General features: G+C 61.8%; 15 protein-coding genes. 9 read left to right on the top strand and 6 right to left on the bottom strand.

Annotation, left to right across the window (positions count from 1 at the left end; translation table 11 throughout):
- Positions 1-11: 11 nt before the first annotated feature.
- From ispD to ACUN8C_RS04125, 3 genes are all read right to left on the bottom strand, one after another.
- The gene (ispD, locus tag ACUN8C_RS04135; RefSeq protein ID WP_445621036.1) at positions 12-755 is read right to left on the bottom strand and encodes a 2-C-methyl-D-erythritol 4-phosphate cytidylyltransferase; all 744 of its coding nucleotides are present in this window, start codon (positions 753-755) and stop codon (positions 12-14) included.
- A complete protein-coding gene (ftsB, locus tag ACUN8C_RS04130) occupies positions 752-1,117 on the bottom strand; it encodes a cell division protein FtsB (RefSeq protein ID WP_108843153.1) in 366 nt (121 codons plus the stop codon). Before ftsB ends, ispD begins: the two co-directional genes overlap by 4 nt.
- 154 nt (positions 1,118-1,271) lie before the next feature.
- Complete coding sequence (locus ACUN8C_RS04125; RefSeq protein ID WP_445621035.1) at positions 1,272-1,847, bottom strand: NUDIX hydrolase; 576 nt, start codon at positions 1,845-1,847, stop codon at positions 1,272-1,274.
- Positions 1,848-1,928: 81 nt separating this feature from the next.
- Between ACUN8C_RS04125 and ACUN8C_RS04120 the strand changes: the two genes are divergently transcribed.
- The 5 genes from ACUN8C_RS04120 (at position 1,929) to ACUN8C_RS04100 (ending at position 6,709) form a co-directional block, all read left to right on the top strand.
- Positions 1,929-2,594 carry a CoA pyrophosphatase gene (locus tag ACUN8C_RS04120; RefSeq protein WP_445621034.1) on the top strand — a complete coding sequence of 222 codons (666 nt, stop codon included), beginning with the start codon at positions 1,929-1,931 and terminating at the stop codon, positions 2,592-2,594.
- On the top strand, positions 2,591-3,316 hold the full coding sequence (locus ACUN8C_RS04115; protein WP_445621033.1) for a 2OG-Fe(II) oxygenase: 726 nt from the start codon (positions 2,591-2,593) through the stop codon (positions 3,314-3,316). The genes ACUN8C_RS04120 and ACUN8C_RS04115 overlap by 4 nt, the downstream gene beginning before the upstream one ends.
- 192 nt (positions 3,317-3,508) lie before the next feature.
- On the top strand, positions 3,509-4,669 hold the full coding sequence (locus ACUN8C_RS04110) for a porin (RefSeq protein ID WP_445621032.1): 1,161 nt from the start codon (positions 3,509-3,511) through the stop codon (positions 4,667-4,669).
- Between the two features lie 10 nt (positions 4,670-4,679).
- Positions 4,680-5,111 (top strand): hypothetical protein, encoded by a 432-nt coding sequence (locus ACUN8C_RS04105; protein WP_445621031.1) that lies wholly within the window; start codon positions 4,680-4,682, stop codon positions 5,109-5,111.
- The gene (locus ACUN8C_RS04100; RefSeq protein WP_445621030.1) at positions 5,108-6,709 is read left to right on the top strand and encodes a diguanylate cyclase domain-containing protein; all 1,602 of its coding nucleotides are present in this window, start codon (positions 5,108-5,110) and stop codon (positions 6,707-6,709) included. The genes ACUN8C_RS04105 and ACUN8C_RS04100 overlap by 4 nt, the downstream gene beginning before the upstream one ends.
- 62 nt (positions 6,710-6,771) lie before the next feature.
- On the opposite strand, the gene ACUN8C_RS04095 is transcribed toward ACUN8C_RS04100, so the two are convergent.
- Positions 6,772-8,112 (bottom strand): MFS transporter, encoded by a 1,341-nt coding sequence (locus ACUN8C_RS04095; RefSeq protein WP_445621029.1) that lies wholly within the window; start codon positions 8,110-8,112, stop codon positions 6,772-6,774.
- 218 nt (positions 8,113-8,330) lie between these two features.
- Between ACUN8C_RS04095 and ACUN8C_RS04090 the strand changes: the two genes are divergently transcribed.
- Entirely contained in the window at positions 8,331-9,281 is a 951-nt protein-coding gene (locus tag ACUN8C_RS04090; protein ID WP_445621028.1) for a lysophospholipid acyltransferase family protein, read from the top strand.
- Positions 9,282-9,307: 26 nt separating this feature from the next.
- Here the strand turns inward: ACUN8C_RS04090 and ACUN8C_RS04085 are convergent, their stop codons facing one another.
- Both ACUN8C_RS04085 and ACUN8C_RS04080 read right to left on the bottom strand, forming a co-directional pair.
- Positions 9,308-9,793: a YajQ family cyclic di-GMP-binding protein gene (locus ACUN8C_RS04085; protein ID WP_445621027.1), complete on the bottom strand. Its 486-nt coding sequence runs from the start codon at positions 9,791-9,793 to the stop codon at positions 9,308-9,310.
- Positions 9,794-9,855: 62 nt separating this feature from the next.
- Positions 9,856-10,767: a LysR substrate-binding domain-containing protein gene (locus ACUN8C_RS04080; RefSeq protein WP_445621026.1), complete on the bottom strand. Its 912-nt coding sequence runs from the start codon at positions 10,765-10,767 to the stop codon at positions 9,856-9,858.
- A gap of 331 nt (positions 10,768-11,098) precedes the next feature.
- On the opposite strand from ACUN8C_RS04080, the gene ACUN8C_RS04075 reads away from it, so the two are divergent.
- From ACUN8C_RS04075 to ACUN8C_RS04065, 3 genes are all read left to right on the top strand, one after another.
- A complete protein-coding gene (locus ACUN8C_RS04075; protein ID WP_445621025.1) occupies positions 11,099-12,631 on the top strand; it encodes an AbgT family transporter in 1,533 nt (510 codons plus the stop codon).
- Between the two features lie 102 nt (positions 12,632-12,733).
- Entirely contained in the window at positions 12,734-14,068 is a 1,335-nt protein-coding gene (locus ACUN8C_RS04070; protein ID WP_445621024.1) for an amidohydrolase, read from the top strand.
- Positions 14,058-15,536: an amidohydrolase gene (locus ACUN8C_RS04065; RefSeq protein ID WP_445621023.1), complete on the top strand. Its 1,479-nt coding sequence runs from the start codon at positions 14,058-14,060 to the stop codon at positions 15,534-15,536. The genes ACUN8C_RS04070 and ACUN8C_RS04065 overlap by 11 nt, the downstream gene beginning before the upstream one ends.
- The last annotated feature ends 17 nt before the right edge of the window (positions 15,537-15,553 follow it).

Raw genomic sequence — 15,553 nt, 5'->3', positions numbered from 1 at the left:
GCAGGGAAGGATCAGACAGGCTCATGGCCGGGCTCCTTGTCGGACAGGGATAAATGAACGCTGGTGCGCTGGGCAGACAGGATCTGCGCGGCCAGCGCCAGGTCTTCAGGATGGGTAATTTTCAGATTGTCGCTGCGCCCGGTGACCAGCAAAGGCGCATGGCCGAGCCGTTCGACGCCCGAGGCTTCATCGGTCATCAAGAAACGGGCTTCAAGCGCGGCCCTGAAGGCATCACGCAGAACGCCGTAGCGAAAGCCCTGCGGGGTCAGGGCGCGCCAGAGCCCCTGACGCGGCACGGTCGCCTCAATGCGCTGATCACTGTCCTGACGCTTGAGGGTGTCGGTGACCGGCGCCGCCAGCAGGCCGCCCACCGAATCATGGGCAATGGCCGCCATCAAATGGTGTAGATCGGCCACGGTGACACACGGACGCGCCACATCATGAACCAGCACCCAGTCATCAACATGGGCATGATCGGCAAGCCAGTCGATACCGGCACGAACCGAATCCACACGCTCGTCGCCGCCCTCCAAACGCTGCCAGCGCGCAAAGGGCACCATGGATTCATGAAACCACTGATCCTCGCCGTCCAGGCACAACAGCAGGGTGGCCTCGGGGAAGGCGTCGTGCAGCCGCGCCAGCGTACACGCCAGAACGGCCGCATCATCAAGCAGCAGATACTGCTTGGGACAGGCCGCACGCATGCGTGTCCCGCGCCCGGCTGCCGGCACGATCAGCCACTGGGGCGCACTCATTGCTCCCGCCCGGCAAACTGGTCACGGGCTTCATCGGCGCTCTGGTCGGCCCCCGGCGGCGCCACGGGTGTTGGGTTGTGGCTGGCCTTTTCGCTGGGCACCCAGAAAAACTGTTCGTCGTTGCGAATCATGCCCAGGTCGTTACGCCCACGCTCCTCGATCGCATCAAGGCCGTTTTTCAAATCCACCACCTCGGCGGCAAGACGGTCGTTGCGGTCGGTCAGCAACTGATTGCTCTCGTGCAACTCATCGGCGCGCGCCTTGACCCGGCTGTGCTCCATGAGGCCGCCATCTCCCAGCCAGAGCTGATACTGCAGCGCGGCCAGTGCGACGACCAGCGCGATTGAAATCCATTTGAGCATCGTGATCTATATCGTTGTTGGCCAAACCGGCCCTGGAGAAAGGCACAATTATGCCATTATCCGGCGGTGAATCGTCCAGCAGACACCTTGTCAAAGCAGGATGGAAAACCCTGCAGTGCCGGGGCAGGCCAACATGGCCCGCCCCACTGCCGCGTTACCAGCGGCGAATCACATCGGCATGCAGGGCATAATGCGTCAGGTTGGCAACGTCGAGCGCATCGCGCTCAAGGCGTGCCCGATCCCTGAAATAGCATTCAAGGGTTTTCGTGATGGTCGAGAAGGCAAGCTCCGACCAGGGGATATCCTCTTCCCGGAAAAGACGCACCTCCAGGCTTTCAGGCCCCGCCGAAAAGGCCGGCTCCAGATCATCACGCAGCCGGGCCAGATAGATCATGTAGACCTGATTGATGTGGGGCAGGTCGACCATGGTATAGAGCCCGCCCAGCTCGATCTCGGCACAGGCCTCTTCCCGGGTTTCACGAATGGCGGCCTCGGGCGTGGTCTCACCGTTTTCCATGAACCCGGCCGGCAGGGTCCAGAACCCTTCCCGCGGGGCGATGGCACGCCGGCACAGCAATACCCGGTCATCAACAATGGGTAGACTGCCGGCCACGATCCGTGGATTCTGATAGTGGATGGTGCCGCAGTTATCACATAGATAGCGTGGACGATCATCGTCTGACGGGATGGCAAAGCGCACCGGCGCGCCGCAATGGCTGCAAAAATTCATGTCTTCCTCGTTGCTTACGGCGCGTGACCGAACGCTTTACACTACGTTTGATCATCTCATGTGTCGATTGGCGATTTCGCCATGACGCTCGGGTCCTTCTGCTGGAAAGTGTCTCTTATGCTGCAAACGGCACAACAACGTCTCAAGGGCTACCGTCCGACCCGGCTTGACGGCCATTATCCACGGGCGGCCGTGCTGATGCCGATCATCAATCATGAGACCCCCACCCTGTTGCTGACACGTCGCAATGCGCGTTTGAGCTCGCATGCCGGCCAGGTCGCCTTTCCCGGTGGCAAGCTGGATGAGGAAGATAAAAGCCTTGAAGCCTGCGCCCTGCGTGAAAGCTTCGAGGAGATCGGCCTGCCCGCCGGAAAGGTTCGCCTGCTGGGTCGACTGTCCGAGCGCTTTTCGGCCAATGGCATGATCGTCACCCCCTTTGTAGGACTGATTGAGCCCGAGGTGCGCTTTACGCCCAACCCCGACGAGATCGACACCATTTTCGAAGTCGAGCTGGCACGCCTGATGACCGACCCGCGTCAGCACACCGATGTCATCCACGATGACGAGACCTGCTGGTATGTGCCCAGCTACACGATCCTGGAGCACACGCTCTGGGGGCTGTCGGCGATGATGGTCGTTGAGCTTTTAAATGTGGCCTTTCATGTGGATATCGGGCTGGATCGCTACCCTGAAACCTCGACCCTTCGCCACCTCCCCCCTCGTCCTTTACGCAGGCGCCCGTCATGAGCACCGTTACCGATGATTTCGACCAGGAAGTGGCCACCCTGCTCGCGGCCTCGCCCCTTGATCCTGGGCGCATTGATGCCCTCATCGAGGATCTGATCCAGCAGGGGTTCAGCCATCAGCGCGACTTTTTCTCACCGGCGCTGATCGATGCCCTGCTGCTGGATCTGGAACGCCTTGAAGCCCATGACGCCCTGACAAGCGCGGGCATCGGTCGACTCAAGGAGCATCAGCTGGCCACCAGCATTCGCGGCGACGCGATCCGCTGGCTGAACCGGGAAAGCCCCGCCCAGCGGGTCTATCTCCAGCGCCTCGATGAGCTGCGCGAGCAGATCAACCGGGCGCTGTTCATCGGTCTTTTCGAGTTTGAGGCCCATTTTGCCCGTTACCCGCCGGGCGCCTTTTACAAGCGTCATGTGGACAGCTTTCAGGGTCGTGCCAATCGGGTGATCTCCACGGTGACCTATCTCAATCGCGACTGGCCCGTCGACGGCGGCGGCGAGATGGTGCTGTTTGAAAGTCAGCAGCAGGGCCCGGACGGGTTTGATCCCCACGCCCCCATTCGCGAGAGGGCACGCGTGCTCCCCGAGGCCGGCACCCTGGCCTGTTTTTTATCAGACACCGTGCCTCACGAAGTCCTGCCAACCCGGCTGCCGCGCGCCAGCATTGCCGGCTGGTTTCGACGCAACGCCTCGGTCAATGGCGTGGTCGACCCCGCTCACTAACGCCGTCAAACCCGGGTAACAGGGGCAGGCGTCAGAATGCCCTTGTTATCGTGCGCTTTTCAGCGCATGACCTTTCTCCCTTCGCCATTAAAGTCAATGCCATTACGGCCGACATAAGCTGCCTGTCCCTGAGCCTGCCCAGTGCTGCTTTTGTCGACGTCCCCATTTTCGACATGGCGAGACCCGAGCCTGATGAAGTTTCCCGCGTTTTTGCTGACAACGCTTTTGCTGATGGGCAGTGCCGGTGTGAAGGCGCAGACCCACCTTTTGAATGACCGGGTGACGCTCAGCGGTTTTGGCACGATTGGGCTTATTCACAGCGATCAGGGAGAAGCTGACTTTGTGCGTGATATCGGCCAGCCCAAGGGCGCCGAACAGGGCTGGAGTGGGCGAACCGATACGCGGCTGGGCCTGCAGGCCAGCCTGCTTTTGACCCGCGAGCTCGACGTCGTGGTGCAGGGCATGAGCCAGTATCACAGCTCTGGCGATTTCAGCCCCGAGCTGATGCTGGCCTTTGTGCGTTACGCCCCGACCCCGGATATTCAGATGCGTGTCGGCCGGATGGGCTGGGATGTCGACCTGCTCTCGGAGTCACGCTATATCGGCTACGCCTACCCCTGGATTCGCCCGCCGGTGGATCACTTTGGCGTACTGCAGCTGACCTCGATTGACGGCGCGGATGTCACCTTCACCCGACCGGTCGGTGACAACCTGGTCTGGGCACGATTTTTTGCCGGCACCTCTAACAGCCGGTTTTTCATGACAGATGCCCTGCAGGTGGATTTCGATACCCATAGCGTCTTTGGCGGCCATCTCAATTTTGAAACCGACTCCTGGCGGTTTCGCGCCGGCTATACCCGAATTCAATCAGACGTCAGCTTCAGCGGTGGCGATGCCGATCTGGTCGGCGACTTTTTGAATGTCGATGCCAATCGCTACCTGAACGATCTGATTGGCTTTGACGATCTGCAGGTCTACTCGCTGGGCGCAGCCTGGAGTGCCGGCCCCCTGCAGCTGCAGGCGGTCTGGAATCGCGACATTCTCGCCGATGACGAAACCTGGCTGGACACCGGATTTCTCTCTGCCGCCTGGCGCATGGAAGCGCTAACGCCGTATGTATTGCTTTCCGGCGTTAGAACACATGACAACGAAAGTGACCCCTTCAGTGGCAACGTCAATCAGAATACCTGGTCATTGGGGCTTCGCTACGATGTGGCCACCAACCTGGCCCTCAAGGCCCAGTTTGACCGTATCCATACCCGCTCCCCCGGACTGCTGTGGCGTGGCACCGATGGCACCTGGAAGGACGATCAATCAAACCTTGTCAGCCTCGGGCTGGATGTCATCTTTTAAGGAGATGTCCATGACCCGTTTCACACGCCTTGCGCGCGCCACCACGATGGCCCTTTTGGTCACCACCTCTACGGCCCGGGCCGACATTGCCATCGTCATCAACGAGGCAAGCCCCGTACGTCAGCTCAGCCACAGCGAGGCGGTCAATATCTTCATGGGCCGCTATCGTCGGCTGCCGGACAACAGTGCCGCCCTGCCGATCGACCAAGCGCCGCTCAAGGCGCGCTTTTACAGGGCACTGGTGCAAAAGGACATGGCCGAGATCAACTCCTACTGGGCAAGACTGGTCTTTTCAGGCCGCGCCTCACCGCCGCAGCAGACCGACACACGAGAAGATCTCATTGATATCGTGACGCACAACAACAATGCGCTTGGCTATGTGGATGCTGATCTCCTGCCCCCTCACCTGCGTGTTTTGCTGACGCTCAGTGAGTCGCCATGACCCAGCTTTCGGGCCTTTTTCGCAGTCGTCTGGCCCTGCGGGCGGCCGCCAGCATTCTGGCCATCGTCGGCGTGCTGGGTATTATCTTTCTGGTGGTGTCCGTGCACTTGCGCGCCGCATCCGAAAAGGACATTCAGCAGATGCGTCTTGAAGACCTGATCTCCACGGTCGAGCGTACCGCGCAGATCGCCTGCTTTCTGGAAGACAGTCAGCTGGCCGACGAGGTTACTCAGGGCCTTTTGAGCAATCGCATCGTGCGGGAAGTGCGGCTCGTGCGCCGAGATGGCAGCGCGCTGGCCGACCATGCCAACGCCAACGAACATAGCAGCGGCACCCCGATTACCCGGACCATCACCTCTCCTTTCGAACCCGAGCAGCAAGTCTGCAGCCTGACATTGATACCGGATCAGGACTGGATCGACAGCATGGTCAATGATGCCACGCGGTTTTTGTCTGTCGCTTTGATGTTGCAGCTTTTGGGCATCGGGCTGAGTGTCATCCTGGTGGTGTTTTACTTTGTCACCCGCCCCATTAGCGATATCTCACAAAAACTCCATGCTCTTGAAGCGGAAACCGGCCAAAAACTGCCAGCGCCCGGTGGGCACGGCAAAGATGAGATCGGCAAGCTGGTGCTCAGCGTCAATGCCATGATCGACCGGCTGGTCAGCAGCCTGAGTGAGGAGCGCCGACAGCGTCTGGCCCGTGACATCGAACAGCGGCGCTACCGGACCCTGTTTGATAACGTCGAGGCCGGCATCTTTGAACTCGATGACCAGGGGCACCTGCTGTCGGCCAATCCGGCTTTTTGCCGTCTGTTTCTGGGAGGGAAACCGTTTGACAGGGAGGCGCCACCGATTGCCCTGACGACACTGATCCATGACGGCGGCCCCACCATGCAGGAGCTCACCACTCGTCGGGCACGACGAGACGGCACGCGCCAATGGGAGATGGCCGTGGGCGAAGGCGACCAGCAGCGCTGGGTCAACGTCATGGTCAGTCGTCTGGAAGCGGGACGGCTACAGGGCGTGGCACACGACATTACCGAACGCCGCCACGCCGCCGAGGCGGCCGAGAGGCTTGCCGTAACCGACCCGCTGACCGGAATTGGTAATCGACTGGGATTTGAACGCCGCCTTGAGCTGATCCAGCGCCATTATCGCCTTCATCCCGACTCTCGACATGCGCTGATGGTGCTCGATTTCGACCATTTCAAACAGGTCAATGATCTCCACGGCCACCATGCCGGTGATCAAGTGCTCAAACAGATTGCCGAGCTGATGCGGGACATATCGCGCCAGCATGATTATCCGGCACGCCTGGGCGGTGACGAGTTTGTGCTGTTGCTCGATCACCGAACCCCCGGGGACGATCTGGATGGCATGGCGCAGCGGCTGATCGACAGCATTAATGTCCCTCTGGTGCTGGAAAGTGGCCAGCAGGTAAGCCTGGGCGTCAGCATCGGTATTGCCGTGCTGGGCAGTGACGCCACTGAGGTCACAACGCTGGTGCAGCTGGCCGATCTGGCGATGTACCGTGCCAAGCGTGAGGGCCGCAACACCTGGCGTTTTCATGATCGGCATCGCCCCTTCGAGACCTGATAAAAACCGCACCTTCGAGATCTGACCAGGGCCTCACCTTCGATATCTGGCCAGAGCCTCACCTACTCTGATGGGCGCATTGCGTCATCAGATCGGGGGGCGCGGTCATGGCGTGCATTGTCCTGATGCGCGGCTTCCTCGGCCTCATCCTTTTCCGCCTGATTTTCGGCACCGACCACCATCTCCTCGGTCACATCAAGCTCGGCACCCACCACGGTCTGTACCGGGTGGGCTGCAAAGGGGGCCACCGGCTGCGGTGCCGGACGCACGCTGCGACGCCACATGAAAAAAAGCGCCATGAAGGCCGAGATAATGGCAAAGCCGTAGAAAAGGCCATTCCCGCCCGTCTGCCCCATGATTCCGGTGAGAATGGGCGCGCTGAGGGTGCAGCCCACCGCATTGATCAGCAACAGTCCCTGACTCATGCCGACCAGTGCCTGCGGCGGTGCCCGATCAGCCGCATGGCTCATGGCGACCGGGTACAGGGAAAACGTCATCCCGCCGAACAAAAAGAGCACCACGCCCAGCGCCAGTTCGCTGATCGCCGCCGCCAGTGGCAGCGCCAGCGACAGGGCAATCAGCGTCATGCCCAGAATGATCAGCACGATCTGTCGGTCGTGGCGATCCGACCAGCGCCCCATGGGATATTGCAATGCCATGCCGCCGACAATGACCACGGCCATGAACTGTCCCAGTCGCTCGACCGACAGCCCAATCTGCTGCAGATACAGCGGCAACAGCGAATAAAGGGCCGCCACGATCAGCCCCGAGCCAAACACGCCCATGACGCCGGTCGGTGTCACCCGCACCAGCCGCCAGGGCGGCAGCGGCACGGCATGCTCCATCAGGGGTGAGACACGGGGAATAATGCAAAGCGGCAGTACCGAAAGCGTCGCCAGTATGCCGATCAAGACATAGGGCGTGGCATCAAAGGGCGCCTCGAAAAGCCCCAGCAATAGCTGTCCGAGCGCCAGCGCGGCGTAAAGCGAAATCATGTAGAAAGCCAGAATCTGGCCGCGTCGGGCCGAATCGCTGCTGGTTAACAGCCAGCTCTCGATGACCAGATACACCCCGACCGTGGCCCAGCCGCCCACCAGACGCATGGCAAACCACCAGCCGGCATCCAGCCACAGCGCCTGAGCCAGTGCCGCGGCCGCCACCAGCGAGGCAAAACAGGCATAGGCCCGAATATGGCCAATGCGCAGCAGCAACCGGTCATTGAGTACCGCCCCCAGCGCCAGCCCCACATAGTAGGCCGATGAGACCCAACCGATGGTCTCTACCGAGGCCCCGGCGTTGTCGAGCCGCAGCGTCACCAGCGTCGAGAGAAACCCGTTGCCGAGGGCCAGAATGAAAAGCCCCAGCAGCGGCGGCAGGATCAGGGTCAGCAGTGGACGAGCCATGGCTTCCTCACAGGACAGCAAACATTGATAAGTCTTTAAATACCGGGTCGGCATGACATGCCGCCGTGGGTACAGGCTGGCCTGCCTGGAGGGGATTTTCCAGGATTGTCGACGCAGGGTGATGCGGGTCGGTCAGAACCGTCGCCCCATCCGACCATGAAGCCGGGCAGTCAACTGGTTATACTCCCTGTCGATTTCGACACCACCAAAGCGTAGCAATGACGATGAAAGACAACTGGCAGGCGCGCCTTATCATGCGTCTCTGGCAAGTGCTCTCAAAGCGCCCGCCGCGCACATTGTGGCGCCTGGCGTCACGATTTGAACCCGTTTACAGCCTGGTTGGCGTCAGGGAACGGCGCATTACGCGCATGAATCTGCGTCAGGCCTTTCCGCAGGTCAGCGAAAAGGCGCGCCGACAGCAGATCCATGACAGCCTGCGACATTCAATCGCCACCATGATGGAGCTGGGATTTGCCTGGCAGGGGGACCCCGAGGCGGTGGAGAAGTCGATTGTCGAGGTGCATGGGCGCGAACTGCTTGATGATGCGCGCGCCGAAGGGCGCGGCGTGATCGTGCTGGCGCCCCACTTTGGTAACTGGGAGATTCTCAACTTCTGGCTCTCCAGCCACTTTCCGTTCACGGCCATGTACGAGCCGCCCAAGATCAGTGCGCTGGACCCGGTCATTCGACACGGTCGCGAGCGGATGGGGGCACAACTCGTGCCCACAACCTCACGCGGTGTGGCCGCGCTTTTGAAGGCGCTCAAGCGCAGCGAAGCGATCGGCATTCTACCCGACCAGGTGCCGGACTGGGGCAGTGGTGAGTTTGCCGAGTTTTTTGGCTATCCGGCCTACACCGCCACCCTGCTGCCGCGGCTGGTCTCACGTACCGATGCCCGGGTCGTCACGGGGGTGGCCAGACGGCGCGAGGATCGATGCGGCTTTGACATCCATTTTCTCAAGGCCGACGAGCGGGTTTATGCCCGGGAAGACGAGGCCTTGTCGGCCAGAGGCGTCAACGCCAGTGTCGAGGCCGCCATTGCGCTGGATGCCATGCAGTATCAGTGGGAATACAAGCGCTACCGGCGCACGCCGGGCCAGCGTGAAAACGTACCCGGCTGGCGCGAGCGGCGCTTTTACAAGCAGGGGCGCAGCGGCCGAAAGCTTTAAGCCACAGGCCGCCGCCAGTCTGCGGATCAGTCGCGGAAGTTATCAAACTGCAGCGGCAGATCCGGCCCTTCCTCGCTTTTCAACAGCGCGATGGCCTGCTGCAGGTCGTCGCGCTTTTTGCCGGTGACCCGCACCTTGTCGCCCTGAATGGCGCTTTGTACCTTGAGCTTGGCTTCCTTGAGCTGCTTGACGATCGCCTTGCAGTCGGGCTGTTCCAGGCCCTGCTTGAGCAGGACCTCCTGACGCGCCTTGACGCCGGACAGCACAGGCTCCTGCTCATCCATGCAGCGCGCATCGATGCCGCGGGCAATCAGTTTGGCACGCAGGACATCAAGCATCTGCTTGAGCTGGAAATCGGCATCGGCTTCCAGCGCTACCTTCTCCCCTTCCAGGGTGAAGCTGGCATCCACGCCGCGAAAGTCAAAGCGCGTCTGCACTTCCCGGTTGGCCTGATCAACGGCGTTGGTCGCTTCGTGCTTGTCGAATTCGGACACGATATCGAAAGAGGGCATGGCATGGTCTCCTGAATGCACCAAAAGGGCTGATTCTAGCCGAGTCCGGGGGCAAGGCCCATTCATCCGGTGCGGCTTTCGTATTCACACAGCTGCGCCAGCCGCTCGGCGGCCGGCGTCAGGGGGCGCTCATTGTGGCGCACCAGATAAAAGCGCGCCGGCGGCAGCGGTGTTTCAAGGCTCAACTCGATCAGACCCGCCATGCCATGATGGGCCACCATCCCCTGAGCAAAGACCCCCACCATGTCACTTTGTGCGATCAGATTGAGTGACGTGGTAAAGGCGTCACACTCAAGGTGTGACTGCGCATTGATGATGTGCTTTTCATCCAGCCAGCGATAAAGACCGGCGTAATAGCCGCTTCGCGGCGTGGGCAGCACCCAGCGGGCCTGACGCAGCATATCGGGGTCGGTCGTCTCAGCCAGCGGATGATCATGGCGCATGACGACCACAAAGGGCTTGTCGAACAGATGCTGGATCCGCAGATCGTGATCGAGGGTCCCCGTATCGACCGTACTGATGGTGAAATCAAGCGCGCCAGAGCGCAGCCGCTCGACCAGCGCCGATAGCTGCCCTTCCTGAAGATGCATGCTGACCTGCGGGTATTCCTTTTGAAAGCGCGCCACGGCGGCCGGCAAGATGGTGCGGGCCACGGTGGCCGATACACCAATGGCCACATGGCCATGAGCGCGACCGCTGACCTGATCCACACTGTCACGCGCCCGCGCCAACTCGCTGACAATCATCCGGGCGTGGCGCTCGAATGCCCGCCCGCTGTCGGTCATCGTTACCCCACTGGCGCCACGCACCAGCAGGGCGGCACCCATAAGGGTCTCCAGCTCGCGAATGGCGCGGGTCATGGCCGGCTGTGACATGCCCAGCTCACGCGCGGCCGAGCGAATGCTGCCATGGGTGGCCGCAGCCACAAAAGCCCGAATGTGATGCAGTCGCGGCTCTGCCTTGCCTGGATCCATCTTCTGCTCTCTTGTTATTGGTGGACGGCTGGCGCCCGGGACCCGGCGTCATTGATTCCCGGTCCAGGCCCTGTCGTGATGAACCCTGTCCTGATGCGCGCTGCCATGATGCCCCCTGCCGTGATGAACCTGGCCGTGATAACGCCCGGGTATCGGGCAGAACGCAGCGGTATCTGTTGAGCCGGTACCGCTTTCCCCTAAAGTGTCATGACCTGCCCGCACCAACGCTTTCGACCCTGTCGATCCACCTTTGCGTACTGGTGTCAGGTCGCCGATAACAATCGCCGGTATCAAACGGCACACAATAATACGTTACTCGGGAGTCCCCGCCATGGTTGCTACCACGCAACAACCGGCACGTGAACAGCGCCGCTCGACACGCTGGCTCAACGCCATCGAACGCCTGGGCAATCGCCTGCCTGACCCCTTTATGCTGTTTGTCGCGCTGGCCATGATCGTTTTGATCGCCTCCGTGATCTTTGCAGCCCTTGATGCCAGTGTGGTGTTGCCGGCCACCGGCGAGACCCAGCCGATTCAGAGTCTGATCTCGAGCGACGGCGTGCGTTTCATCCTGGAGTCGATGCTGACCAACTTCACAGGCTTTGCCCCGCTCGGGCTGGTGCTGTCGATGATGCTGGGCATTGGGCTTGCCGAAAAGATCGGGCTGCTGGATGTGCTCATTCGCCGCACGGTCATGTCCGCGCCCCGCCAGCTGGTCACCTATACGGTCGCCTTTACCGGCATCATGATGAACGTGGCTTCTGACGCTTCATTGATTCTGCTGCCGCCTTTGGCCGCGATGGTCTATCACGGCCTCGGGCGCCACCCGGTCGCAGGGCTGGCACTCGGATTTGCCAGCGCCGGCGCCGGATTCACGGCCAACCTTCTGATCGTGGGCACCGATGCCCTGCTCTCCGGCATTTCAACGGAAGCAGCGCGGCTGGTTGACCCCACCATGGTGGTGACCCCGGTCGACAACTGGTATTTCAACTGCCTGTCGGTCGTGGTGCTAACCGTGGTGGCCGCCCAGATCAGCGAGCGGATTACCGAGCCGCGCCTGGGCACCTACCAGGGCGATGTCGAAAAAGTCGAAAGCGATGAACCGGCCAACGCCGGACGGGGTCTTCGCAATGCCGGTATTGCAGCACTGTTATATCTGGGCGGACTGGCCACGCTGGTCTTCTGGCCCGACTCGCCGCTGAAAAATGACGATGGCGGTCTGATTCCTTCGCCGTTTCTGTCGGGCATCATCCCGATCATTTTGCTCTTTTTCATCGTCATCAGCGTCGCCTACGGCGTGACCACCGGCAAAATCAAAACCTCACGGGATGTGTCGGAGCGCATGGCCGACGCCATGCGGGATCTGGGTGGCTATATCGTGCTGATCTTTGCCGCCTCGCAGTTCATTGCCTGGTTTGGCTGGACCCATATTGGCAGCTGGCTGGCGGTCAACGGCGCAGAGCTTCTGACCTCGATCAACTTCACCGGTCTGCCGGTCATTATCTGCTACATCCTGTTCACCGGCTTCATGAATCTTTTGATCTTCTCGGGCTCGGCCAAGTGGGCGCTGGAAGCTCCCATTTTCGTGCCACTGTTCATGCAGCTGGGCTACCACCCGGCCTTTATCCAGATGGCCTATCGCGTTGCGGACTCCTCGACCAACATCATCTCGCCGCTCAATCCCTACATGGTGGTGGTGCTGACCTTCATCCGAAAATACGACCGTGAGGCGGGGCTGGGCACGCTGATCTCATTAATGCTGCCCTACACGCTGGCCTTTCTGGGGCTCTGGATCGTGATGCTGGTGGGCTTTTACCTGCTCGATCTGCCCTTCGGACCCGGTATCCATGCGCTGATGCCATAGTCCGAGGCCCCATAGTCCGATGGCCCCATAGTCCGCTGCTGCCGGCGTAACACTACGGCGGCCCTCGACGCGCCTTGATTATTAACGACAGGAAAATTCCACATGTCTGAATCACTGATGCCACAGCTCAATACCCATCTTGACGCCTTGAAGCCGCAGCTCACGGCCTGGCGGCGCGACTTCCATCAGCACGCCGAGTCGGGCTGGGTCGAGTTTCGCACCGCCTCCATGGTCGCCGAGGAGCTCGACCGGCTGGGCTACCAGGTCACGCTGGGGCGCGACGTCATTGATGACACCTCACGCATGGGCGTGCCGGACGCCGATACCCTCAAGCGTGAAGAGGCACGGGCCCGCGCCCAGGGCGCCATCGAGCGATGGCTGCCGCAGCTCTCGGGGGGCTTTACCGGGGTGGTGGGGGTGCTCGACACCGGACGCCCCGGGCCGACCATCGGCTATCGCATCGATATGGACGCGCTGGATCTCGAGGAGTCCCTCGAACAGACGCATCGCCCGGCCCAGCAGGGCTTTGCCTCGAAAAACGCCGGCATGATGCATGCCTGCGGCCATGATGGTCACACCACCATCGGACTGGGTCTGGCGCGGCTGTTCAAGACCCTTGAGGCGGGCCTTTCCGGGCGCATCAAGCTGATCTTTCAGCCGGCCGAGGAAGGCGTGCGCGGGGCCCGCTCCATGGTCGCCGCCGGCGTGCTCGACGATGTTGATGTCTTTATTGCCACCCATATCGGGCTGGACATCCCCTGCGGTGAAATCGTGTGTGCCCAGGATGGCTATCTGGCCACCACCAAGCTCGACGTGCGCTATACCGGTGTGCCCGCCCATGCCGGCGGACGTCCCGAAGCGGGCCGCAATGCCCTGCTGGCCGCCGCCCAGGCCGCCGTCGGGCTGCATGCCATTCCCCGTCACAGCGCCGGTGCCTCGCGCATCAACGTGGGCGTGCTCAACGCCGGCAGCGGGCGCAATGTCGTGCCGGCCACGGCGACCATGAAGATTGAAACCCGCGGTGAAAACACGGTCATCAACGAGGAAATGCGCCGCCGCGCGATCGATATCATCGAAGGTGCGGCGAAGATGCATGGCGTCAGCGTCGAGTACAGCCTTGCCGGTGAGGCCGATACCTGCACCTCAAGCCCCGAGCTGGTCGATTACATTCAGGCCCGCATTCAGGGACTGCCGGGCGTTGATGTGGTCACGCCGCGCATCAGCGAGCCCTCTGGCTCCGAGGATGCCACCTGCATGATGAAGCAGGTACAGTCCCGCGGCGGACTGGCCACCTACATGATTTTCGGCACCGAGCTGGCCGCCGGCCACCACCATCAGTGCTTTGACTTCAACGAGGACGTGCTGCCGCTGGCGGTGCGCACCCTGGCCCATCTCGCCTTCGACATGGCGTTACCGGGAGCGCGCCATGACCGCTGAAGCCCCACGTAAAGAGACCCCGGCGACGCGCCTCAGTGCGCGGGTCGAGGCACGTCGCGATCAGTTCATCGCACTGGCCGATGCCATCTGGGACCATCCCGAAACCCGCTTTGAGGAACACGTTTCAAGCCGCCTGCTGGCTGATGCGCTCGAGGCCGAAGGCTTTCATGTCGAGCGCGGTGTGGCCGGGATGGAGACGGCGTTCGTGGCCAGCATTGGCAGCGGTGCGCCGGTGATTGCCCTGCTGGGCGAGTTCGATGCGCTGACCGGCCTCAGCCAGCGCGGTGGTGCCAGCACTCATGAGCCGCTCGAGCCCGGCGGCAACGGTCATGGCTGTGGCCACAACCTGCTGGGCACGGCGGCGCTGGCCGCGGCCGTGGCCGCACGGGACGATCTACGCGCGCGCGGCAGGCTCGAAGGCGCCGGCACCCTGCGCTTTTACGGCTGCCCCGGCGAGGAAGGCGGCTCGGGCAAGACCTTTATGGTCCGCGAGGGGCTGTTCGACGACGTGGATGCAGCGCTCACCTGGCACCCGATGACCTTCACCGGCCTTTTCTCCACCCCGACGCTTGCCAACATTCAGGCCTATTTTCGCTTTCACGGCACGGCCGCGCACGCCGCCAACTCTCCGCATCTGGGGCGCAGTGCGCTGGACGCGGTCGAGCTGATGAACATCGGTGCCAACTATCTGCGTGAGCATGTCCCCGAGCAGGCTCGTCTTCACTACGCCATTACCGACAGCGGCGGGAGTTCACCCAATGTGGTTCAGGACAGCGCCGAGGTGCTCTATCTGGTACGCGCCCCTGCCATGCCGGAGACCGAAGAGATCTACTCCCGCCTGCAGGATGTGGCCCGCGGCGCGGCGCTGATGACCGGCACCAGTGTCGAGGTAACGTTTGACAAGGCCTGCTCCAGCTATCTGCCCAATCGCACACTGGAAGCCCTGATGTTTGAACAGATCCAGACGCTGGGTGCCCCTGCCTTTGACGAGAGTGATCAGCGCTATGCCCGTACCATCGCCGACACCATCACGCCCACCGGCCGACATGCCGACCTTGACGGCATGCGTCGGATGACCGGCCCCGACACCCAGGACCGCATTGAGGCTTTTGAGGGCCAGGTGCTGGCGGATGCGGTACTGGCACCGGGCGATGACCGGGAGATCATGAAGGGCTCTACCGATGTGGGCGATGTCAGCCGCGTCGTGCCAACGGCACAGTGCTATGTCAGCTGCTTTGCCATCGGCACCGCCCTGCACACCTGGCAGGTGGTGGCACAGGGGCGCAGCGCGCTGGGGCACAAGGGCATGCTCAAGGCTGCCGCCATTCTGGGCAGCACGGCCGTTCGGCTGCTGGAAGACCCCGAGTGTGTGAACCGGGCACGCCAGGAACTGCGCGACGCAAGCGAACGCACGCCCTACCTCTGCCCGATCCCTGAAGGCGTGACGCCCTCGCCGCTGGCGTGCTGAGCTGAAGCCGCACGGAC

Source organism: Kushneria sp. Sum13 (genome assembly GCF_052692355.1).
The sequence above is the reverse complement of the archived record's forward strand: the minus strand, read 5'-3'. Positions and strand labels throughout refer to the sequence as shown.